The sequence below is a fragment of the Porticoccus sp. W117 genome (assembly GCF_030341905.1).
In the GTDB taxonomy this organism is placed as follows: domain Bacteria; phylum Pseudomonadota; class Gammaproteobacteria; order Pseudomonadales; family Porticoccaceae; genus SCSIO-12696.
This window is the reverse complement of sequence record NZ_JATAAF010000008.1, coordinates 50,115-71,425: the sequence shown is the minus strand read 5'-3', so window position 1 is coordinate 71,425 and position 21,311 is coordinate 50,115. Positions and strand designations below refer to the sequence as shown.

Genomic DNA, 21,311 nt, shown 5'->3' with positions numbered 1-21,311 from the left:
AGTGTTTTAGCGCAATAACTCTCTATCTCAACAGATTGGACAACTTCGGATTAGGCTTTTCCGCCTTGCGATAAAACAGCCCAATATGACCAATAGTCTGAGCCAGTTCTGCACCGGTTTTGCTGCACACCTCATCCATCGCCAGTTTTTTTGCCTCACGGTCGCCGATGGCGAATTTTACTTTGATCAGTTCATGATCACTCAACGCACGCTCAATTTCAGCCAATACGCCCTCGCTGACACCGTTGCCGGCAACGGTAACTACCGGGTTGAGGTTGTGCCCCATGCGGCGCAGGTGTTTTTTCTCGTCGTTTGACAGTGGCATAACTGTGGTCTCGTTATTAGCTTAAGAGGGTGTGACCCTGTATAGTGCGGCGCGCATTCTAACGGAAAACCCGACAAACCCCTATTGTTCGTTCTATGTCTCGCAAGCCTTCTTCGTCAGCCAAAGTTGCCAAAACCCGTTCCAAAAGCAGTGCCGGTTGGTTGCGGGAGCACGAATCTGACCAATACGTAAAACGCTCCCGGGAAGATGGTTACCGTTCCAGAGCCAGTTACAAGCTGTTGGAGTTGTGTGACAAAGACCGGCTGATCACCCCAGGTATGACCGTAGTGGATTTGGGCGCTGCCCCTGGCGGCTGGTCACAGGTGGCGGCTGAGCTGGTAGGCGACACCGGTACGGTAATCGCTTCTGATATTTTGCCCATGGACAGTCTGGCGGGAGTTGAGTTTATTCAGGGGGATTTTACCGAAGACGAGGTTTTCGAGCGCATTATGGCAGTAATCGGCGATTTGCCCGTAGACCTTGTAATCTCGGATATGGCCCCCAATATGAGTGGTATGAAGGCGGTGGATCAGCCGCGGGCCATGTATTTGGTGGAGCTGGCGCTGGATATGGCGGATCGGGTGTTGAAACCCGGTGGTGCCTTTGTTGCCAAAGTATTTCAGGGTGAAGGCTTTGATGTTTGGCTCAAAGAAGTCAGGCAACGCTACAAGCGGGTGGTTACCCGTAAACCCGGTGCGTCAAGAGCCCGTTCCAGCGAGGTATATATAGTCGCCAGTGGCTATTCTGGGTTGTAACTGTTCCGGGCTGTAGCTACCTAAAAGGGGCTGTAAAGGGGCGTTAATGCCCTTGAGTGCAGTCCGGATCAGAGGATAATGGACATAATGCGGCAGTTGTTGGCTGTCGCCTATTTGCAAAGAGGCTAGTTCGTTGAACGATATGGCAAAAAATCTCATCTTGTGGTTGGTGATCGCGGTTATTCTGCTGTCGGTATTTAACAACCTGGCGCCCACCAGCAATGTTTCCGAGCTGGATTATTCCGATTTTATCGAGCAGGTACGCAGTGGCCAGGTGAGCGAAGTCACTATTAGCGGCCAGACCATCGACGGCCGCACTGGCAGTGGTACACCGTTTAAAGTGGTTCGTCCTGAAGTGCTCGACATGAAGCTGCTGGACGATCTCTACAACAACAACGTCAGAATCAAGGCAAAAGAGCCCGAAAAACAGAGCATCTGGACACAGTTGCTAGTGGCATCTTTTCCCATCCTTTTGATTTTGTTCATCTTTATGTTCTTTATGCGCCAGATGCAAGGCGGTGCTGGCGGCGGCAAGGGCGGCCCCATGTCGTTTGGTAAGAGCAAAGCCAAACTGTTGTCTGAAGATCAGATCAAGACCAACTTCTCCGATGTGGCCGGCGTGGATGAGGCCAAAGAAGATGTTCACGAACTGGTGGAGTTCTTGCGCGACCCCAGCCGTTTCCAAAGACTTGGGGGCAGGATTCCGCGAGGCGTTTTGATGGTTGGCCCCCCTGGCACAGGTAAAACCCTACTGGCGAAAGCCATTGCCGGTGAGGCTAAAGTGCCGTTCTTCTCAATTTCCGGTTCCGACTTTGTGGAGATGTTTGTGGGTGTGGGTGCCTCTCGCGTGCGCGACATGTTTGAGCAAGCCAAAAAACAGTCCCCCTGCATTATCTTTATTGACGAAATCGACGCCGTGGGCCGCCACCGTGGTGGTGGCTGGGGCGGCGGCAACGACGAACGCGAGCAAACCCTCAACCAGCTCCTGGTGGAAATGGACGGCTTTGAAGGTAACGAAGGCGTGATTGTGATCGCCGCTACCAACCGGGCCGATGTTCTGGATAAAGCCCTGCTGCGTCCCGGCCGTTTCGACCGCCAGGTCTATGTCAGCCTGCCGGATATCCGCGGTCGCGAGAAAATCCTACAGGTGCATGTGCGTAAGGTGCCGGTGGACGATAACGTTGACCTGCGCGTGGTTGCCCGCGGTACCCCCGGCTTTTCCGGTGCCGACCTGGCCAACCTGGTGAACGAGGCGGCCCTTTTCGCCGCCCGTGCAGACAAGCGCCTGGTGACCATGGAAGAATTCGAAAAAGCCCGTGACAAAATCATGATGGGCGCCGAGCGCCGCTCCATGGTGATGTCGGAGGCGGAAAAAGAGATGACCGCCTACCACGAGGCGGGCCACGCCATTGTTGGCTACCACATGCCGGAGCACGATCCGGTGCACAAGGTCACCATTATTCCTCGCGGCGGTGCTCTGGGTGTTACCCAGTACCTGCCGGAAGACGACAAACACAGCCACAGCCGCCGTTATCTGCTGGGGCGTATTGCCTCTGCATACGGCGGCCGTATTGCCGAAGATATGGTGGGTGGCGCCGATGCGGTGTCTACCGGTGCGTCCAGCGATATCGAGCAGGCCACCAACATCGCCCGCAATATGGTGACTCGCTGGGGCTTGTCCGACGTGATGGGGCCGGTGCTCTACGGTGAGGAAGATTCGCAAATGCCTGGCAGTGGCAACAAAACCTACTCCGGGCGTACCTCTCGCGAGATCGATGAAGAAATCCGCAAGATTCTCGATGATTGCTACAAAACCGCCGAGGGCTTGCTGGACGAAAACCGCGATGTGCTGGAGGCCATGAAAGACGCACTGATGGAGTACGAAACCATCGACGCGGATCAGGTCAAAGACCTGATGGAGCGTCGCAAGGTACGCGCTCCGAGAGACTGGCAAGACAGCGATTTTGGCGGTGGCTCATCCGCTGGCGACAGCAGCGATGCAGACCGCTCTGAAAGTGAGCCCGAAGCCAAAGATGACAAGCCATTGGATAGCGGCTCTGTCGACCCTGCCAAGTAAGTTGGCCGTTAATCGCAGTATGTACACCGGGAAAATGCCTTCGATTTGCGTCGAAGGCATTTTTTGGTTGGGTTGTTGAGGAAAATTATGGCGTCTGAGTTGCAGCTGCTGCCGAATCAGCCCCAGATAATGGGCATTCTCAATGTCACCCCGGATTCTTTTTCCGATGGTGGTCAGCTTTATCATGGGCAGCACGTTAATCTGGATCGCGTCCTCCGCACAGCAGAACAAATGGTGGCGGATGGTGCAGATATTCTCGATATTGGTGGTGAGTCCACGCGGCCTGGTGCGGCTCCGGTATCTGTAAATGAAGAACTGGATCGGGTAGTGCCGGTTGTTGAAGCGCTGTCGCAACGGCTCGATGTGGCTCTGTCGGTAGATACCAGTAGCCCACAAGTGATGATGACGGCTGCGACTGCAGGTGCGGCGTTGATCAACGATGTGCGCGCTTTGCAGCGGGAAGGTGCCATGCAGGCGGCAGCGGCCACCGGGTTGCCGGTGTGCCTGATGCATATGCAGGGCGAGCCCGGTTCTATGCAGGCGGATCCCCGGTATGTAGATGTGGTGCAGGAAGTGGGGGAATTTCTCGACCGGCGAATTGCCAGCTGTTTGGAAGCGGGAATCGAGAAAAGCAATATTGTGGTGGACCCTGGCTTTGGCTTTGGTAAAACCCTGGCCCATAATCTGGCTCTTTTCCGCGCTCTGCCTTCTCTGGTCGCCCGCGGGCTGCCGGTTCTGGTGGGGGTATCTCGCAAACGAATGATTGGCACTATACTGAGCGATAGTGGTGTAGAGCGGGATGTTGGCGAACGACTTATGGGAAGTGTCACTCTGGCGCTACTGGCGGCACAGCGTGGTGCCGCGATATTGAGAGTCCACGATGTTAAGGAAACCGCTGACGCATTGCGCATGTGGGCAGCGGTTGAGAACAACAACGAATAATGGGGTGCACCTGATGGGGGCAGAACGCAAATATTTTGGTACTGACGGCATACGCGGTACCGTTGGGGAAGGGCCGATTACTGCAGATTTTGTCCTGCGTCTGGGTTGGGCGGTTGGCAAAGTATTTGGTGCCCAGGCCGAAGGCCGCAAACTGGTATTGATCGGCAAAGACACGCGAGTGTCCGGCTATATGTTCGAATCCGCTCTGCAGGCGGGCCTGATTGCTGCCGGTGTGGATGTGGGTTTACTTGGCCCCATGCCGACCCCTGCCATCGCCTATTTGACGCGAACTTTCCACGCCCAGGCGGGCATCGTTATCAGTGCCTCCCACAATCCCTTTCAGGATAACGGTATCAAGTTCTTTGCCGCTGACGGTTACAAGCTGCCGGATGAAGTAGAGCTGGAAATCGAGCGCTATCTGGATCAGCCGATGATCACTGAACAGTCCAGTGAGCTGGGTCGGGCGGAACGCATCGCTGATGCCGCCGGTCGCTATATCGAATTCTGTAAAGGCGTGCTGCCCCGTGACTTTGTGCTCACCGGTATGCGCATTGTGGTGGACTGCGCCAACGGCGCCACCTATCACATCGCCCCTAATGTGTTGAAAGAGCTGGGTGCCGAGGTGATCGAGCTGGGAGTGGCTCCCAACGGCGTTAACATTAACCTCAATTGCGGTTCAACCAAGCCGGTAGAGCTGCAAAAGGCTGTTGTGGACCAAGGTGCTGATCTCGGCGTTGCCTTTGATGGCGACGGCGATCGCCTGGTGTTTGTGGACCACCGTGGCGAACTGGTGGATGGTGACGAAATTCTTTACATCATCGCCAATCACCGCCAGCAAAGCGGGCAGGGCTGTAGTGGTGTTGCTGGCACTTTGATGAGCAACTTCGGCTTGGAGAAAGCCTTCCAGCAAATGGATGTGCCATTTCAGCGTGCCAAAGTGGGCGACCGCTACGTGATCGAAGCCATGAAGCAACATGGCTGGACTCTGGGTGGCGAGAATTCCGGCCATATTGTCTGCTCCGATGTTACCACCACCGGGGACGGCATTGTGTCGGCGTTGCTGGTGCTGCATGCCCTAAGCGACAGTGGCGACAATCTCCACACTCTTAAAAAGGGCATGAGCAAATACCCACAAACCATGATCAATGTGCGCATTGATCAAAAAGTGGCGCTCAGCGACTACCCGGTAATCGGCGCTGCGGTTGCCGAGGCAGAAGCCGAACTGGCCGATAGTGGCCGGGTACTGTTGAGGCCTTCCGGAACCGAGCCATTAATCCGCGTTATGGTGGAAGGTGAGGATAAACAACAGGTGGATCGCCTGGCCGAACAGGTGGCTGCGGTGGTAGAAAAAACGCTTTGCCCAGAAGAGGTTTAAAGCGCTTGCGGCACCGAGGCAACTCCGCTACCATTTGCGCCCTTTTCGGCACCCCCGACTTTCTCCACGTAACTTGAGACCAACGCTATGCGTAAATCACTGGTGGCTGGTAACTGGAAAATGCACGGCAGCGTACAGTCTGTTGAGCGGCTCTGTGCAGGTATTGTGTCTGGTGCCGGAAGTTTGGGTGACGTTGACGTGCTGGTGTGCCCGCCGTCAGTGTTTATTCCGTCCGCACTGCAATTGATGGCTGGTTCAGCCGTCGCTGTGGGTGGCCAGACGGTGAGTGAGCAGGCCCAAGGTGCTTATACCGGCGAGATTGCCGCCGATATGCTCAAGGGCATTGGTTGCCAATACGTTATTGTTGGTCACTCAGAGCGCCGTGCACTGTACGCTGAAACAAACAGCGTGGTGGCAGACAAATTTGCCGCCGCAGAGGCTGTGGGCCTGACGCCCATTCTCTGTGTGGGCGAGACGCTGGAGCAGCGAGATCAGGGCGAAACCCTGAAAGTCGTGGGTGAGCAGCTGCAGGCCGTGATTCACCTTGTCGGCGTCGATAAGGTAGCGGCGGCGGTGGTTGCCTACGAACCAGTATGGGCCATCGGTACTGGCGTGACGGCCACCCCTGAGCAGGCTCAGGAAGTACACGCGGCTATCCGCCAGCAATTGACTGAAGCGGGTAATGGCACACGAATTTTGTACGGCGGCAGCGTGAAGTCCAGCAACGCCGCTGAAATATTTGCCCAGCCAGACATTGATGGTGCGCTGGTGGGCGGAGCATCTTTGGATGCAGACGAATTTTTAAAGATTTGCCAACAGGCATAAAAAGCATGACTGAGAATTTAATACTTGTTATTCACGTACTGGTGGCTTTGGCCATCATCGGACTGATCCTGCTGCAACAGGGTAAGGGTGCTGAAGCGGGTGCCTCTTTTGGCGCTGGCGCTTCACAAACCATTTTTGGCAGTTCTGGCAGCTGGAACTTCTTCAGCAAAATGACCGCCATTTTGGCCACAGTATTTTTTGTCACCAGCCTTACTCTGGCGGTGGTTGCCAAAAACAATCTGCAAATCGATGACCAACCAGCTCCCGGCCTGGTAGTTGAAGACGAACCTGCAGAAACGGATATTCCGGTGATGGACGAGGCGGTAAACACGGCGGAGGATGACATTCCGCAAGTGAACGATGCAGCCGAAAAAGCCGACGAAGAGTCCGGCAAGTAATGACAGTTTATGCCCAAGTGGTGGAATTGGTAGACACGCTATCTTGAGGGGGTAGTGGCGCAAGCCGTGCCGGTTCAAGTCCGGCCTTGGGCACCATCTTGAAACCGCTCTATACTGAGCGGTTTTTTCTTTTTTGTCGCAGTTATAACATTTTCATTTTTCAGTAAAAAATCCCTGTTAAAGTGCTTGACCGAGTAAGGGGTGCTCCCTATAATTCGCAGCCTCTTGAGCAGGGCGCGATCTGTTTCGGAACAAGTTTCAAAACAGGCGTTTCTCAAGTCCGGTGCGGGGTGGAGCAGCCTGGTAGCTCGTCGGGCTCATAACCCGAAGGTCGTCAGTTCAAATCTGGCCCCCGCTACCAACTATTTCGTTTTGATGGCTTGAGCTATCAAAGCAGTCGTTAAAGCCCCATTTATGGGGCTTTTTCGTAGCTAAAGGGATGGGTTTTACAGGATGTTGCAGTAAGGGCCGTTGGCCCTTTTTTTGGCTTTGGACGTTGCGATTTTTGATGAATGCCAAAAGTGAACAGCTGAGACAGCTTTTTGAACCGGTGGTGGATGCCCTCGGTTGTCAGCTGTGGGGGCTTGAATTACTGCCTCAGGGCAAGCATATGCTGCTGCGTATCTATATAGATAAAGCAGATGGTGTTGGCGTAGAAGATTGCGAACGAGTCAGCCGCCAGGTGAGCAGCCTGCTGGATGTGGAAGATCCCATCAGCGGTGAGTACACCCTGGAGGTGTCGTCGCCGGGTGCGGATCGCCCGCTGTATACACTGGCTCAGTGTGAACAATTTATTGGCGAGAGCGTCAGTATAAAACTGCGTTTTCCCTATGAAGGTCGTCGTAATTTTAAAGGCCTGTTAAAGGGCGTTGAGGACGGCGATGTAGTGGTGGAAGTGGACAATCACGAGTATCTGTTTCCATTCGACGGTGTTGAAAAAGCAAATATCATTCCCCGGTTTTAGTGAGGCACGGAGATGAGTAAAGAAATTTTGATGGTTGCGGAAGCGGTTTCTAACGAAAAGGGCGTTTCCAGAGGAATCATTTTTGAGGCCATTGAGCAGGCGCTGGCTACGGCTACCAAAAAGCGTTACGACGAAGATGCCACTATCCGTGTTGTCATCGACCGTGAAACCGGCGATTACGAGACCTTCCGTTCCTGGGAAGTCATGCCCGACGACGTGCTGGCAGAGCTGGGCACCCAGTTCACCACCGAAGAAGCCGCTGAAAAAGACAGCAGCCTAAAAGTGGGCGACACCTACGAAGAGCAGGTGGAAAACATCGGTTTTGGCCGCATTGCTGCGCAGATCGCCAAGCAGGTCATCGTGCAGAAAGTGCGCGACGCCGAGCGTGCCCTGATCGTGGATGAGTTCCGCAACCGCGTTGGCGAGCTGTTGGCCGGTACCGTCAAGAAAGTAACCCGCGACCATATTATTGTTGATCTCGGCAACAACGCCGAGGGACTGCTTCCTCGCGAGGAGCTTGTTGGCCGGGAAATTTTCCGGGTCAACGACCGTGTGCGCACTCTGCTGATGGCCATTCGTGAAGAAAACCGTGGCCCGCAATTGCTGCTCAGCCGCGCTTGTAACGAAATGCTGATCGAACTGTTCCGCATCGAAGTGCCTGAGATTTCTGAAGAAGTCATCGAAATTCGCGGCGCCGCCCGCGACCCCGGCTCCCGTGCCAAGATCGCGGTGAAAACCAACGACGGTCGCATCGACCCGGTTGGCGCTTGCGTGGGTATGCGCGGTGCTCGTGTGCAGGCGGTCTCCAATGAACTGGATGGCGAGCGTGTAGACATCGTGCTGTGGGACGACAACCCGGCGCAACTGGTGATTAACGCCATGGCGCCTGCGGAAGTGGAATCCATTATTGTCGACGAAGACGCCCGTTCAATGGATGTGGCGGTGGATGAAGAAAATCTGGCCCAGTCCATCGGTAAAGGCGGCCAGAACGTTCGTCTCGCTTCCGAACTGACCGGCTGGAAGATCAACGTCATGTCTCTGGACGAGGCGGAGGAAAAGCAACAGCAAGAATCCTCCAACTTTATGGAAACCTTTATGGAGCAGCTGGACGTGGACGAAGACGTTGCCGGCGTTCTGGTGGACGAAGGCTTTACCAGCCTTGAAGAAGTGGCCTACGTGCCCCTGGAAGAAATGGCCCAGATCGAAGGCTTTGATGAAGACATCGCCGAAGAGCTGCGCGCCCGCGCCAAGAATGCTCTGTTGACTCTGGCACTGGCCAGCGAAGAGCAAATCGCCGGTGTTGAGCCTGCAGAAGACCTGCGCACCATGGACGGCATGACCGACGAACTGGCGCGCAAGCTGGCGGCCAACGGTATCGTCACCATGGAAGACCTGGCGGAACAAGCCATCGACGAGCTGCTGGAAATCGAGGGGATTGACCCGGTGCAGGCGTCCGACCTGATTATGACGGCCCGCGCGCCCTGGTTTGCTGAAGCCGAAGACGAATAAAAGCGCAGCGCGCCACACAACGACCCGGCAACGGGCAATGAAAAATACTGAGGAATACAAATGGCAGAGGTGACTGTAAGCGAACTCGCTAAAGTGGTTGGCGTTAGCGCAGATCGTCTGCTCAAGCAAATGCAGGAAGCGGGCCTGACGCAAACGTCAGAAACCGATGTGGTCGCAGACGAAGAGAAGCAAACCCTGCTGGCCTACCTGAAAAGCCTGCATGGGGAGAGCACCCGCGAGCCCAAGAAAATCACGCTCAAGCGCAAGACTGTCAGCACTCTGAAAGTGGGCGCTGGCAAAAAAGCCGTGGCGGTTGAGGTGCGTAAAAAGCGTACCTACGTAAAGCGCAGCGACGAAGAAATTGCTGCCCAGGCGGAAGCGGAAGAAAAAGCCCGCGAGATGGAACCGGCTGCATCGCCTCTGGATGATGCCGAAGCCAAGCGCGTTGCTGCTCTGGAAGCCCGCCGCCAGGCCCAGCAAGAAGCCGAAGAGCAGGCACGTTTGAAAGCGGAAGAAGAACAGCGCAAGGCGGCGGAAGAAGCACAGCTGAAGGCCGCTGAATTGGAAAAAGCCGAAGCGCTCAAAGCCAGAAAACACGCGCAGCCAGTTGAAACTGCCGCGCCGACTCCTGCTGAAGAAGAGAAAAAACCGGCCAAGAAAAAGTCTCGTCTCGCCCCCAAGGTGGACAAGAACAAAAACCCGGTGGCTCTGGCAGATGATCTGGACGAAGTAAAAGGCATTGTTAAAACCCCGCGCTTGAAAACCAGCCGCAAAGCGGCGGCCAGCAAGCCAATCAAACTCAAGGGTGACAACAAGCACAAGTTCAAGCGCCCCACCGAAAAGATTGTTCACGACGTGGAGCTGCCGGAAGAAATTCAAGTGGGCGAACTGGCCCAGAAAATGGCCGTTAAAGCGGGCGTTGTGATCAAAGAGCTGATGAAGATGGGCACCATGGTGACCATCAACCAGGCTATCGACCGCGACACCGCCACTCTGGTGGTGGAAGAACTGGGCCACAACCCAGTGGCGGTTTCTGCCAATGCGGTGGAAGACGAACTGGCGGCGGTACTGGCTGACATGAGTGAGGCCGCAGCGGAAGAATCCCGCGCGCCGGTGGTTACCGTAATGGGTCACGTTGACCACGGTAAAACCTCGCTGCTGGATTACATTCGCGAAAGTCGTGTGGCCTCTGGCGAAGCCGGTGGTATTACCCAGCACATTGGCGCCTACCACGTAAACACGCCGAAAGGCATGGTGACCTTCCTGGATACGCCGGGACACGCCGCCTTTACCGCGATGCGCGCCCGTGGTGCCCAGTCCACCGACGTGGTGATTCTGGTGGTGGCTGCGGACGACGGTGTGATGCCGCAAACGGAAGAAGCCATTCAGCACGCCCGCGCCGCCGGCGTGCCCCTGGTGGTAGCCATTAACAAAATGGACAAAGAAGGCGCCGACCCGGATCGTGTCACCAACGAACTGTCCGCCAAGGAAGTAATCCCCGAAGATTGGGGTGGCGACACCCAGTTTATTCATGTCTCTGCCCACACCGGTCAAGGCATCGACGAGCTGTTAGAAGCGGTACTGCTGCAGTCTGAGTTGATGGAACTGACGGCTCCGGTAGATGGCCCTGCCAAGGGTGTTATCGTCGAAGCGCGTCTGGACAAAGGCCGCGGCGTAGTGGCCACTGCTCTGATCCAGGGCGGTACCTTGAACAAAGGTGATTACGTGCTGGCCGGAGAAAGCGCCGGTAAAGTGCGCGCTATGGTGGACGAAAACGGCAAGCCTATTCAAAGTGCTGGCCCCTCCATACCTGTGGAAATCCTCGGTCTGGATGTGGCCCCGGATGCCGGTGAAGAATTTGTCGTAGTGGCCGACGAGCGCAAAGCCCGCGACGTGGCCGAACACCGCCAGCAAAAAGCCCGCGAAGAGCGCCAGGCGCGCCAGCAGGCGGCCAAGCTGGAAAGCATGTTTGCCACCTTTGAAGGCAACGAGAAGAAAGTATTGCCGGTGGTTTTGAAAACCGACGTGCGCGGCTCTCTGGAAGCCATTATTTCGTCACTGGCAGACTTCGCCAACGACGAAGTGGCGGTGGAGGTGGTGTCCTCAGGTGTTGGAGGTATTACCGAATCCGATATGAACCTGGCGCTGACTTCCGGTGCTGTTGTGATGGGCTTTAACGTTCGTGCCGATGCCTCTGCGCGCCGCCTGGCGGAAGCGGAGAGCATCGACCTGCGCTACTACAGCATCATTTACCAGCTGCTGGATGAAGTGAAGCAAGCCCTCAGTGGCATGCTGGCGCCGGAAGAGAAAGAAGAAATTGTCGGCATCGCCGAAGTGCGCGACGTGTTCCGCTCACCCAAACTGGGTGCCATCGCCGGTTGTATGGTGGTGGAAGGTACCGTCTACCGCAGCAAGCCGATTCGCGTACTGCGCGACAACGTAGTGATCTACGAAGGCGAACTGGAATCCCTGCGTCGCTTTAAAGACGACGTACAAGACGTACGCAACGGCATGGAATGCGGCATCGGCGTAAAAGACTACAACGACGTCAAAGTGGGCGACCAGATCGAAGTGTTCGACATCGTCCAGGTTGCAAGGTCGCTGTAAGCGACCTTGCAACCCTGAGCGCAGCCGAAGACAAATTGGCAGGAAAGCCAATTTGGGCGCCAAAGGCGGCCCGTAGGGCCGAGCACCAAGGATGGTGCGAGTCAATCTCACAGGTATCAGGCCCTGAGATCCTCACGTCGCTGCGCTCCTCAGGACGACAAATTTGAGAATATGAATGACTGACTACAGCCGCACTCAACGAATTTCCGACGCCCTGCAGCGCGAGCTGGCGGTGTTGATTCGCGATGAAATTCGCGACCCGCGGGTGGGCATGGTCAACGTCACTGGCGCGGAAGTGAGCCGAGATCTGTCCCACGCCAAGGTGTTTGTTACCTTTGTGGGTCACGACACCGAAGCCGACTCCCGCAAAGCGGCGGAAGTACTTAACGGCGCTGCCGGCTTCTTGCGTAATCAGGTGGCCCGCTCCATGGAGTTGCGCGCCACCCCCAAGCTGCGCTTTGTCTACGACAAGAGCGTGCGCTACGGCCAGAATTTGGAAGCGTTGATCGAAAAAACCGTGTTTGATGACACCAAAAAACGCCAGGCCACTGACGGCGCTGACCCTGAACAAGGCGGCAGCGAGAATTAATCGTGGGTAGACGTCGACGCCAGCGCGGCCGCCCGGTGAGCGGTGTGTTCCTGCTGAACAAGCCTTCCGGCATGAGTTCAAACGACGCTCTGCAACGGGTCAAGTACCTGATGTTCGCCGACAAGGCAGGGCATACGGGCAGTCTCGACCCGCTGGCAACCGGCGTGCTGCCTATTTGCCTGGGAGAGGCCACCAAGTTTTCCCACTTTCTGCTGGATTCAGACAAGGGCTACCGCGCCACTTTTCGTTTTGGTATCCAGACGGAAACCGGCGATAGTGATGGTGACATCGTGGCGCAACAAAGCGCTGCCAAGCTGACCAAAAAGATGGTGGAAAAGGCCATCGAACCGTTTCGCGGCGACATTATGCAAGTGCCTTCCATGTATTCGGCACTCAAGCACAATGGCGAGCCGCTGTACAAGCTGGCGCGCCAGGGCATTACTGTAGAGCGGGAAGCCCGGCCCTGTACGATCTTCCAGTACGATTTTCTGGACTTTAGGTCGGGTGAGATCGCCGAAGCAGATGTATTTGTGCACTGCACCAAGGGCACTTATATCCGTACCCTGGCGGAAGATTTAGGCGAAGCGCTGGGTGTGGGAGCCCACGTTTCCATGTTGCATCGCACCCAGGCGGGGCCGTTTTTTGAGGAGGACACAACCTCCTTGGCAGAGCTGGAACAATTGCGCGAGGGCAAGCGCGGCGAGGACATGGATTACCTGCTCAAGCCCACCGAGGCGGCCGTAGACGATCTGCCCGGCTTCGATTTGTCGGAAGATGTGGCGTTTTACTTCAAAAAAGGCCAGCCGGTAATCTGCCCGCAGGCCTATCGCGACGGGGAAGAAGGCGATATAGTGCGCATCTTTCTGGAAGACGGCCCCTTTTTGGGTGTCGCAGAAATTCTTGATGACGGCATGGTAGCCCCACGTCGTCTGATTGTAGAGCGTTAGACGTTGGATGTTGGACGTTGGACGAGTGGCTCTGAGCCGGATTCGTCGAACGTCCAACATCAAACGTCAAACATTAGGCAGTCTGTAAATATGCGCGGACTGCCTGTATCCACTAACCGCATATTAATGAGGAAATAATCATGGCACTGAGTGCACAAGAAAAAGCAGCTATTGTTGCTGAACACGGCAAAGGCGAAGGCGACACTGGTTCTCCGGAAGTACAGGTTGCCCTGCTGACTGCCAACATCAATAAGCTGCAAGGCCACTTCGGCGATCACAAAAAAGACCACCACTCCCGTCGCGGTCTGATTCGCATGGTAAACCAGCGTCGCAAGCTGCTGGATTACGTGAAGGGCAAAGATGTTGAACGTTACGCTGCGCTGATCAAAAAGCTCGGCCTGCGTCGTTAAGTCTTGTTTCAGTGGCCCCTTTGGGGCCACTGTTATTTTTAACCAATCGATTCCAAACTGATTTTTGTGTGCTGATCGAGTTACCTATGGGTATGGTGAGAGATGTGAGACGAGAGATGAGAGACGAGGTACTTCGAACAGGATTCGTAGCCGCCCGTCTCTCATCTCTCGTCTCACATCTTCCGTATAAATAGGTAACCCGAGCAGCAAAAACACAGCAGCTGCGGGATCAAAAAAATACAGGAACAAAAAATGACTCCTACCATTAAAAAATTCCAATACGGAAACCACACCATCACCCTGGAAACTGGCCGCGTTGCCCGTCAGGCCAGCGGTGCGGTGATCTGCTCCATGGACGATACCGCGGTACTTTGTACTGTGGTTGGTGCCAAGCAAGCCAAGCCCGGCCAGGACTTTTTCCCGCTGACTGTTAACTATCAGGAAAAAGCTTACGCTGCCGGTAAAATCCCCGGTGGTTTCTTCAAACGCGAAGGTCGCCCTTCTGAAAAAGAAACCCTGACGTCTCGCCTGATCGACCGTCCTATCCGCCCGCTGTTTCCGGACGGCTTTAAGAACGAGGTCCAGGTTGTTTGTACGGTGATCTCAGCCAACAAAAACATCGACCCTGACATTCCCGCCATGATCGGTGCGTCTGCGGCTCTGGCCATTTCCGGCGTGCCATTTAGTGGCCCCATCGGCGCTGCCCGCGTTGGCTTCAGCCAGCAAGACGGCTACCTGCTGAACCCCACCTACAGCGAGCTGGAAGGCTCTGTTCTTGACATGGTGGTTGCCGGTACCGAAGAAGCGGTACTGATGGTGGAATCTGAAGCCAAAGAGTTGCCGGAAGACCTGATGCTGGGTGCGGTACTGTACGCTCACCAGGAAATGCAGGCGGTTATCCAGGTAATCGATCAACTGGTTGCTGAAGTGGGCAAACCACGCTGGGACTGGCAGGCTGCTGAAGTAAACACCGAGCTGAAAACTGCCCTCAACCAGCAAGTAGGTGCCGACCTGGCCAACGCTTACGCCATTATCGACAAGCAAGAGCGCGTTACCCGCGTTAACGAATTGCGCGATGCAGCTGTTGAAGCCCTGACGTCTGATGAAGAAGGTGGCGTCGCTGCCGACACGGTTGGCGATTACTTCAAAAAACTGGAAAAAGAAATTGTTCGCGGCCGCATCATTGCTGGTGAACCCCGTATCGACGGTCGCGACAGCAAAACCGTTCGCGCCATCAACGTGGAAGTGGGCCTGCTGCCCAATGTACACGGCACAGCATTGTTTACCCGTGGTGAAACTCAAGCCATTGCCACTGCCACCTTGGGTGCAGTGCGTGACGCGCAAATCATCGACGCCCTGGAAGGGGAGCGCAAAGACCCATTCATGCTGCACTACAACTTCCCTCCCTACTCGGTGGGTGAGTGTGGCCGCATCGGTTTTACTGGTCGTCGTGAAGTGGGCCACGGCCGCCTGGCACGCCGCGGCATTGCCGCTGTGTTGCCTACGGTTGAGGAATTCCCTTACACCATTCGCGTGGTATCCGAAATCACCGAATCCAACGGTTCCAGCTCCATGGCCTCAGTGTGTGGCGCCTCTCTGGCACTGATGGACGCCGGTGTGCCTCTGAGCGCTCCGGTTGCCGGTATTGCCATGGGCCTGGTGAAAGAGCAGAGCGGTTTTGCCGTACTGACCGACATTCTTGGCGACGAAGATCACCTGGGTGACATGGACTTTAAAGTGGCCGGTACTGCCAAAGGTATCACTGCTTTGCAAATGGACATCAAGATCGAAGGCATCAACGAAGAGATCATGGAAATTGCCCTGGAACAGGCCCTGCACGCTCGCCTGCACATACTCGGCGAGATGAACAAGGTGATCGACAGTGGTCGTGAAGCCGTGGCGGAAAGTGCGCCGCGTTTCTCTACCCTGAAGATCGACCCGGACAAGATTCGCGATGTCATCGGTAAAGGCGGTGCCACCATCCGTGCACTGACCGAAGAGACCGGTGCCTCCATCGACATCGAAGACGACGGCAGCATCCGCATCTACGCCGCCGACAAAGAATCTCTGGACCTGGCGGTATTCAAGATCGAAGAAATCACTGCGGAAGCGGAAATCGGCAAGGTTTACCAGGGCAAGGTTGCCCGCATTGTCGACTTCGGCGCTTTCGTGACCATTATGCCGGGCACCGATGGTCTGGTTCACATCTCTCAAATCGCCCAGGAGCGCGTTGAGAAAGTGACCGACTACCTGCAAGAAGGTCAGACCGTTCCTGTTAAGGTATTGGATGTGGACGCCCGCGGCCGTATCAAACTGACCATGAAAGATATTCAGGAAGAAGGTGGTGCCGCTGAAGAATCAGCCACAGAGGCGCCTGCAGGGGAATAATTCTTCTGATTAAAGGTGTGATGAAAACGGGGCTTCGGCCCCGTTTTTTGTTCGCCCAGCGTCATCCTGAGGAGGCGTAGCCGACGTGAGGATCTCACAATTTGCAGGCTCTGAGATCCTCACGCCGCTACGCGGCTCAGGATGACAGTATTATCCAACGTCATTGCGAGTCGCGCAGCGACGTGGCAATCTCGTGTCTTGTATTCCGCAATCAGGTTTCTTCATGAAATTCGCCAATCGCTGCCGCGATATCACCTCTTTCAAAGCCATGGATATTCTCGCCGCTGCCATGGAGCTGCAGGCGCAGGGTAGGGATATTGTGCGCATGGAGGTGGGAGAACCCGCGTTTGCCACGCCACAGCCGGTGCTTGAAGCAGCGCAGCAGGCCATGGCAGCGGGCCACACCAAGTACACCGCTGCCTGTGGTATTCCTCAATTGCGCGAGGCGGTGGCGGAGTTGTATCGGCGGCGTTATGGAGTAACCGTGGCACCCGGGCGGGTGGTGATTACCACCGGCAGTAGCGCCGCTCTGGGTATGGTGTGCGAATTGCTGCTCAACCCCGGAGACGGCTTACTGCTTTCTGACCCCGGTTACCCTTGCAATCCCAACTTTGTTCGCCGTCTTGATGCCGAGCCGCAACGTGTGCCTGTAGATGCCAGCAATAATTTTCAGCTGACCGCAGACTTGGCGCGCAGCCATTGGCAGACAAATACACGCGGTGTGATGGTTGCTTCGCCCAATAATCCCACCGGAGAAATTATCACGCGCGAAAATCTGGTTGCCCTGCATCAGCTGACTGCAGAAAAACAGGCAGCATTAGTGGTAGACGAGATTTATCATGGTCTTACCTACTCTGATACAGAAAGTGATGCCACCGACGTTGCCTCCATACTGGAAGTGACCGATGACGCTTACGTCATCAACAGCTTTTCCAAATACTTCGGTATGACCGGCTGGCGCTTGGGCTGGGCAATTGTGCCGGAAGTTGCGCAGGAAAAGATCAATACCCTGGCGCAGAACTTCTACATCTCCAGCCCCGCTATTTCCCAATATGCCGCACTGGCTGCGCTGCAACCGGAAACTGAAGAAATTCTTGAACAGCGCCGCCAGGAATTTCAGCGCCGCCGCGATTTTCTGGTGAACGGGTTAAGAGAAATCGGCTTTGGCATCAACCATCTGCCCGCCGGGGCTTTTTACGTATACGCCAATGTGGAAAAACTCACCGACAATGGCGAGGGGTTTTGTTGGCGAATGCTCAGAGAGCAGGGTGTGGCATTTACGCCGGGCACGGATTTTGGCGTGCACAATGCCAATAAATATGTGCGTTTTACTTATACCGCTGAGATGGACAGGTTGGAAGAAGCGTTGGAGAGATTGGCGGTGGGGGTGCTGTCATCCTGAGCGTAGCGAAGGATCTCTTTGCTGGATCAAGCGTCGAGATCCTTCGCTACGCTCAGGATGACAGCAAAGAATTATTCGCTGGCCTCACGTAAAACCTTAAACAATTTCCGACTCGCCGCTGGCGACTTTTGCTGCGATTGTTCTTTCTGGGCCTGGCGAATCAATTGTCGCAGCTGGTGTCGATCTGCATCGGGGTGCTCGGCCATCCATTCATTAAGGGCACTATCACCTTCGGCAACCAGACGATCGCGCCACTGTTCCAGCTGATGGAAGTGCTGGCGAAAGGCACGGCTCTGCTGGTCAAACTGTTCCAGCTGTTGGCGGATTTCTGTCACGTCGATATCGCGCATCAGCTTGCCAATAAACTGTAGCTGGCGGCGGCGCCCCTCCCGGTGTTTGAGTCGACGAGCCAGGTATATGGCGTCGCTTAGTTGTTCCGGCAGGGTAACTTTTTCCAGTTGCTTTTCTGGCAGATCAACCAGGGTTTCTCCCAATTGTTGCAGTTCCTGCATGTCCCGTTTCAGCTCAGTTTTGCTGACCAGAATTACTTCTTCCGGGTCTTCAGGGTCTTTGCCATAGTCGTCAGGAAAATCAATCATAAAAGCACCTCTAAAAATGCGCTATTTCCGCGATAGCTGCGTTGGCAGCGTACTCGCCTCCTCATGTATGCCTTATACACTGCGGGCCTCCGTGCGCTGCCGCCTCGCCTAAAGCGCCTACTTTTGGTGCTCTCACGAAAATATCACTATTTTTAGAGGCACTTTTCGCTTTTATTGTTTCAGTTACGGGAGCAGGTATATGGTCGCCAGCCCCAGGAAAGCGAGGAAGCCCACCACGTCGGTGATGGTGGTTAGTACTACACTCCCCGCCAGCGCAGGATCAATATTGATAGCGCGCAGGAATATGGGAAGCAGGGCGCCAAACACGGCGGCGGTAATCAGGTTGATCACCATGGCCGCCGCGATTACCCAGCCAATGTTTTCAGTGTCAAAATAATAGCCTGCAGCCATGCCCATAACCGCCGCCCATAGCAGGCCGTTGAGCAGGCCAACGCCGAATTCTTTATTCAGCAACCAGCCCAGGTTGCTGCGGCCAATCTGGCCCTGGGCCATACCGCGTATCACCACGGTCAGTGTCTGGCTGCCGGCGACACCACCCATGCTGGCGACAATAGGCATCAGTACTGCCAAGGCGACAATGGTCTCGATGGAATCGGAAAACTGTTTGATCACCAGAGAGGCAATAATCGCGGTAATCAGGTTGATGCCCAGCCACAGGGCGCGGCGCGGTGCGGTGCGGCGCACGGAGCCGAAGGTGTCTTCTTCATCACTGAGGCCCGCCAGACCCAGCAGGGAGTGATCCGCTTCTTCGATGATCACATCCACCACATCATCGATGGTGATACGGCCGAGCAACTTGCCGTCATCATCCACCACCGCTGCCGATAGCCAGTCATGGCGCTCAAACAGGTGCGCTACTTCGGCGTCTTCGAGAGTGGCGGGAATGGCTTCCACTTCGGTATCCATCAGCTCCCGCACAGTGATGCTGTCGGAGGAGGTGAGCACTTTACGCAGTGGCAGGATGCCGAGAAAAACGTCTTTGCGGTTGACCACAAACAGGTTGTCAGTGCCTTCGGGTAATTCCTCGTGGCGACGCAGAAAGCGCAGTACCACGTCGATGGTGAGGTCGGGGCGTACGGTGATGGTGTCGGTGTCCATCATGCCGCCGGCGGTGTCTTCGTCGTAGGTGAGTACGGTTTCCACCCGTTGACGGTCTTGATCACTCATGGCCTGCAGCACTTCTGCGGTAATGCGATCCGGCAATTGCTGCAGAATATCCGCCATATCGTCCACGTCCATGCCTTCGGTAAGGCTGGCCAGTTCCTCGCTGTCCATATCTTTCAGGAACAGCTTTTGGACGTCCTCATCCAGCTCTTGCAGCACATCGCCTTCGGACTCCTTGTCCACCAGCTCCCAAAGCACATGGCGCTCTTTGGGTGGGGAGGACTCAATCAGGTCGGCGATTTCCGGCGCTGACAGGGAGTTCAGCATATGACGGGTGTGGTGCAGGGTGCCAGAATCCAGAGCCTCGCTGATAAGCTCCAGTTGCTCGAGGTGGTTAGCGGTGTTGGTAACCGATGGCATCGCGTATTCCCCCTCATTGACTGGTCTGAACAGTAAGTAACTGGATAGATGGCGGGTAGTGTACTGATTTTGCTGGAAAATATATAGCTGCGGGCTACGAGCTTCTGGCTGTGAGCAGAGCGGTAGAACTTTAGCGGGCGCGGTTTTATTGGCTGAGAGTAACTTGCCTGGCTATCAGGTTGGCGATGTCGGGATCGAGGCCAAAGCAGGGCAACAAGGTGATGGTGCAGTGGGGGTTGTTTTGCTGTTGCTGCTCAAGAATTGATGGAACATCTTTGGCTACGTGAACGCCCGAGTTGAGGAAGTAGGGTAGTACGTTGATTCTTGTAGCGCCTTGGCTGATAGCATCGTTTATGGCAGTTGCTATATCCGGAGTTGTGGAGCCGAGAAAAGCGCCTTTCACCAGGGAATATTGCCCTGCTACTTTTTCGGCGACTGACTCCACCAAAGATAAAAATTCCTCATTGGCCTGGGCTCTGGGGCTGCCGTGGGCGATTAAAATCAGGGCATTTGGCATGGGCTTACTGGCCTTCACCAAAGAAGCCCGCAATCAGTTCGGCAATGGTATCCATAGCCTCCTGCTCGTCGTTGCCGTCAACTTCAAAAGTAAGTTGAGTACCTTTTGAGGCTGCCAGCAGCATGACGGCCATCACGCTTTTGGCGTCCACCATCTTGCCGCTGTGGCCGCAGCGAATGGTGCTGGCAAAGCGCCCGGAGGTTTGCGCCAGTTTGGTGGCGGCGCGAGCGTGCAGGCCGAGCTTGTTGACGATGGTCAGTTCGGTAGTGATCACGACAGTTCCCTGTGATGCACCTGAACCACATTGGCCACGTGAGTGGAGAAGTATTCGCACAGCTTGTTGCACAGGTACACCGAGCGGTGCTGACCACCGGTACAGCCGATGGCCACGGTCAAATAGCTGCGGTTATTGGCCTGGAATTTAGGCAGCCAGCGCTCCATATAACCGATGATATCTGCCAGCATATGGGCCACGTCCACTTGTTGTTCGAGAAACTCCACCACTTCCGGGTCGTTACCGGTTTGGGCGCGCAGCTCTGGTTTCCAGTAGGGGTTGGGCAGGCAGCGCACATCGAACACAAAATCCACGTCGGCGGGAACGCCGCGTTTGAAGCCGAACGACTCGAACAAAATAGCCATGTCACCCTGATTGTCTGGCACCACCTGTTTTTTGATCAGGTCCCGCAACTGGTGCAGATTCATGGCGCTGGTATCGATGGAGCGTGTGGCAATGGTAGCCACCGGTTCCAGCAGTTTGCGTTCCAGCTTGATGGCTTCTTTCAGTACAAGACTGTCTGAACTGAGTGGGTGCTTGCGGCGGGTTTCGCTAAAGCGTTGCAGCAGTATTGGTGTGCGCGCGTCGAGGAAGATAACTTCGTGGTTGACGCCGCTGTCTTTCAGTTGTGCCAGAATTTGTGGCAGTTGGGTGAAATCACCCAGCAGGTTGCGGGCGTCGATGCCAACGGCGATTTTGTGGTCACTGTGGTTGCCTGATGCCTGATATTGCTGAAACAGCGGTGGCAGAAGTTCGGCGGGCAGGTTGTCGATGCAGGTAAAGCCCACGTCCTCCAACACGTGCAGCGCGGTACTTTTGCCTGAGCCTGAGCGGCCACTGATCACTACCAATCGCATGGGTCG

The 21,311-nt window shown here is 55.4% G+C and carries 20 protein-coding genes and 2 tRNA genes; 16 read left to right on the top strand and 6 right to left on the bottom strand.

Annotation, left to right across the window (positions count from 1 at the left end; all coding sequences use genetic code 11):
• Window positions 1-22 precede the first annotated feature (22 nt).
• The gene (locus QSV34_RS08025) at window positions 23-325 is read right to left on the bottom strand and encodes a YhbY family RNA-binding protein (protein ID WP_289153557.1); all 303 of its coding nucleotides are present in this window, start codon (window positions 323-325) and stop codon (window positions 23-25) included.
• Between the two features lie 95 nt (window positions 326-420).
• Between QSV34_RS08025 and rlmE the strand changes: the two genes are divergently transcribed.
• From rlmE to QSV34_RS07945, 16 genes are all read left to right on the top strand, one after another.
• Window positions 421-1,080, top strand: coding sequence for a 23S rRNA (uridine(2552)-2'-O)-methyltransferase RlmE (gene rlmE / locus QSV34_RS08020; RefSeq protein WP_289153555.1), 660 nt, complete (start codon window positions 421-423; stop codon window positions 1,078-1,080).
• A 142-nt stretch (window positions 1,081-1,222) separates the two neighbouring features.
• On the top strand, window positions 1,223-3,157 hold the full coding sequence (gene ftsH / locus QSV34_RS08015; RefSeq protein WP_289153554.1) for an ATP-dependent zinc metalloprotease FtsH: 1,935 nt from the start codon (window positions 1,223-1,225) through the stop codon (window positions 3,155-3,157).
• 87 nt (window positions 3,158-3,244) lie between these two features.
• Window positions 3,245-4,099: a dihydropteroate synthase gene (gene folP, locus QSV34_RS08010; RefSeq protein ID WP_289153553.1), complete on the top strand. Its 855-nt coding sequence runs from the start codon at window positions 3,245-3,247 to the stop codon at window positions 4,097-4,099.
• A gap of 13 nt (window positions 4,100-4,112) precedes the next feature.
• Window positions 4,113-5,474: a phosphoglucosamine mutase gene (glmM, locus tag QSV34_RS08005; RefSeq protein WP_289153651.1), complete on the top strand. Its 1,362-nt coding sequence runs from the start codon at window positions 4,113-4,115 to the stop codon at window positions 5,472-5,474.
• 87 nt (window positions 5,475-5,561) lie between these two features.
• Window positions 5,562-6,299, top strand: coding sequence for a triose-phosphate isomerase (gene tpiA / locus QSV34_RS08000; RefSeq protein ID WP_289153551.1), 738 nt, complete (start codon window positions 5,562-5,564; stop codon window positions 6,297-6,299).
• 5 nt (window positions 6,300-6,304) lie between these two features.
• Window positions 6,305-6,697, top strand: coding sequence for a preprotein translocase subunit SecG (secG, locus tag QSV34_RS07995; protein ID WP_289153550.1), 393 nt, complete (start codon window positions 6,305-6,307; stop codon window positions 6,695-6,697).
• 11 nt (window positions 6,698-6,708) lie between these two features.
• A tRNA-Leu gene (locus tag QSV34_RS07990) sits at window positions 6,709-6,793 on the top strand.
• Between the two features lie 188 nt (window positions 6,794-6,981).
• Window positions 6,982-7,058, top strand: a tRNA-Met gene (locus QSV34_RS07985).
• 147 nt (window positions 7,059-7,205) lie between these two features.
• On the top strand, window positions 7,206-7,661 hold the full coding sequence (gene rimP / locus QSV34_RS07980) for a ribosome maturation factor RimP (protein WP_289153549.1): 456 nt from the start codon (window positions 7,206-7,208) through the stop codon (window positions 7,659-7,661).
• A gap of 12 nt (window positions 7,662-7,673) precedes the next feature.
• Window positions 7,674-9,170 carry a transcription termination factor NusA gene (gene nusA / locus QSV34_RS07975; RefSeq protein ID WP_289153547.1) on the top strand — a complete coding sequence of 499 codons (1,497 nt, stop codon included), beginning with the start codon at window positions 7,674-7,676 and terminating at the stop codon, window positions 9,168-9,170.
• A 60-nt stretch (window positions 9,171-9,230) separates the two neighbouring features.
• Window positions 9,231-11,777, top strand: coding sequence for a translation initiation factor IF-2 (gene infB, locus QSV34_RS07970; protein WP_289153545.1), 2,547 nt, complete (start codon window positions 9,231-9,233; stop codon window positions 11,775-11,777).
• Between the two features lie 175 nt (window positions 11,778-11,952).
• Window positions 11,953-12,366 carry a 30S ribosome-binding factor RbfA gene (rbfA, locus tag QSV34_RS07965; protein ID WP_289153543.1) on the top strand — a complete coding sequence of 138 codons (414 nt, stop codon included), beginning with the start codon at window positions 11,953-11,955 and terminating at the stop codon, window positions 12,364-12,366.
• Window positions 12,367-12,368: 2 nt separating this feature from the next.
• The gene (truB, locus tag QSV34_RS07960; protein WP_289153542.1) at window positions 12,369-13,313 is read left to right on the top strand and encodes a tRNA pseudouridine(55) synthase TruB; all 945 of its coding nucleotides are present in this window, start codon (window positions 12,369-12,371) and stop codon (window positions 13,311-13,313) included.
• Window positions 13,314-13,453: 140 nt separating this feature from the next.
• On the top strand, window positions 13,454-13,723 hold the full coding sequence (gene rpsO / locus QSV34_RS07955; RefSeq protein ID WP_289153540.1) for a 30S ribosomal protein S15: 270 nt from the start codon (window positions 13,454-13,456) through the stop codon (window positions 13,721-13,723).
• A 252-nt stretch (window positions 13,724-13,975) separates the two neighbouring features.
• Complete coding sequence (gene pnp, locus QSV34_RS07950) at window positions 13,976-16,111, top strand: polyribonucleotide nucleotidyltransferase (protein ID WP_289153538.1); 2,136 nt, start codon at window positions 13,976-13,978, stop codon at window positions 16,109-16,111.
• A gap of 223 nt (window positions 16,112-16,334) precedes the next feature.
• Complete coding sequence (locus QSV34_RS07945) at window positions 16,335-17,513, top strand: aminotransferase class I/II-fold pyridoxal phosphate-dependent enzyme (RefSeq protein WP_289153536.1); 1,179 nt, start codon at window positions 16,335-16,337, stop codon at window positions 17,511-17,513.
• Window positions 17,514-17,584: 71 nt separating this feature from the next.
• On the opposite strand, the gene yjgA is transcribed toward QSV34_RS07945, so the two are convergent.
• The 5 genes from yjgA to rapZ all read right to left on the bottom strand — a co-directional run bounded on the left by yjgA (window position 17,585) and on the right by rapZ (window position 21,305).
• Window positions 17,585-18,112: a ribosome biogenesis factor YjgA gene (gene yjgA / locus QSV34_RS07940; RefSeq protein ID WP_289153533.1), complete on the bottom strand. Its 528-nt coding sequence runs from the start codon at window positions 18,110-18,112 to the stop codon at window positions 17,585-17,587.
• A gap of 183 nt (window positions 18,113-18,295) precedes the next feature.
• Entirely contained in the window at window positions 18,296-19,657 is a 1,362-nt protein-coding gene (mgtE, locus tag QSV34_RS07935) for a magnesium transporter (RefSeq protein ID WP_289153531.1), read from the bottom strand.
• A 145-nt stretch (window positions 19,658-19,802) separates the two neighbouring features.
• Entirely contained in the window at window positions 19,803-20,174 is a 372-nt protein-coding gene (locus QSV34_RS07930) for a sirohydrochlorin chelatase (RefSeq protein WP_289153528.1), read from the bottom strand.
• A 4-nt stretch (window positions 20,175-20,178) separates the two neighbouring features.
• Window positions 20,179-20,448 carry an HPr family phosphocarrier protein gene (locus tag QSV34_RS07925; RefSeq protein ID WP_289153527.1) on the bottom strand — a complete coding sequence of 90 codons (270 nt, stop codon included), beginning with the start codon at window positions 20,446-20,448 and terminating at the stop codon, window positions 20,179-20,181.
• A complete protein-coding gene (gene rapZ, locus QSV34_RS07920; RefSeq protein ID WP_289153526.1) occupies window positions 20,445-21,305 on the bottom strand; it encodes an RNase adapter RapZ in 861 nt (286 codons plus the stop codon). Before rapZ ends, QSV34_RS07925 begins: the two co-directional genes overlap by 4 nt.
• Window positions 21,306-21,311: the final 6 nt, after the last annotated feature.

What these genes read in the sequence shown, in the direction of transcription:
- QSV34_RS08025 (WP_289153557.1), bottom strand. Translation starts at nt 325, where the DNA reads ATGCCACTGTCAAACGACGAGAAAAAACACCTGCGCCGCATGGGGCAC.
- rlmE (WP_289153555.1), top strand. Translation starts at nt 421, where the DNA reads ATGTCTCGCAAGCCTTCTTCGTCAGCCAAAGTTGCCAAAACCCGTTCC.
- ftsH (WP_289153554.1), top strand. Translation starts at nt 1,223, where the DNA reads ATGGCAAAAAATCTCATCTTGTGGTTGGTGATCGCGGTTATTCTGCTG.
- folP (WP_289153553.1), top strand. Translation starts at nt 3,245, where the DNA reads ATGGCGTCTGAGTTGCAGCTGCTGCCGAATCAGCCCCAGATAATGGGC.
- glmM (WP_289153651.1), top strand. Translation starts at nt 4,113, where the DNA reads ATGGGGGCAGAACGCAAATATTTTGGTACTGACGGCATACGCGGTACC.
- tpiA (WP_289153551.1), top strand. Translation starts at nt 5,562, where the DNA reads ATGCGTAAATCACTGGTGGCTGGTAACTGGAAAATGCACGGCAGCGTA.
- secG (WP_289153550.1), top strand. Translation starts at nt 6,305, where the DNA reads ATGACTGAGAATTTAATACTTGTTATTCACGTACTGGTGGCTTTGGCC.
- rimP (WP_289153549.1), top strand. Translation starts at nt 7,206, where the DNA reads ATGAATGCCAAAAGTGAACAGCTGAGACAGCTTTTTGAACCGGTGGTG.
- nusA (WP_289153547.1), top strand. Translation starts at nt 7,674, where the DNA reads ATGAGTAAAGAAATTTTGATGGTTGCGGAAGCGGTTTCTAACGAAAAG.
- infB (WP_289153545.1), top strand. Translation starts at nt 9,231, where the DNA reads ATGGCAGAGGTGACTGTAAGCGAACTCGCTAAAGTGGTTGGCGTTAGC.
- rbfA (WP_289153543.1), top strand. Translation starts at nt 11,953, where the DNA reads ATGACTGACTACAGCCGCACTCAACGAATTTCCGACGCCCTGCAGCGC.
- rpsO (WP_289153540.1), top strand. Translation starts at nt 13,454, where the DNA reads ATGGCACTGAGTGCACAAGAAAAAGCAGCTATTGTTGCTGAACACGGC.
- pnp (WP_289153538.1), top strand. Translation starts at nt 13,976, where the DNA reads ATGACTCCTACCATTAAAAAATTCCAATACGGAAACCACACCATCACC.
- QSV34_RS07945 (WP_289153536.1), top strand. Translation starts at nt 16,335, where the DNA reads ATGAAATTCGCCAATCGCTGCCGCGATATCACCTCTTTCAAAGCCATG.
- yjgA (WP_289153533.1), bottom strand. Translation starts at nt 18,112, where the DNA reads ATGATTGATTTTCCTGACGACTATGGCAAAGACCCTGAAGACCCGGAA.
- mgtE (WP_289153531.1), bottom strand. Translation starts at nt 19,657, where the DNA reads ATGCCATCGGTTACCAACACCGCTAACCACCTCGAGCAACTGGAGCTT.
- QSV34_RS07930 (WP_289153528.1), bottom strand. Translation starts at nt 20,174, where the DNA reads ATGCCAAATGCCCTGATTTTAATCGCCCACGGCAGCCCCAGAGCCCAG.
- rapZ (WP_289153526.1), bottom strand. Translation starts at nt 21,305, where the DNA reads ATGCGATTGGTAGTGATCAGTGGCCGCTCAGGCTCAGGCAAAAGTACC.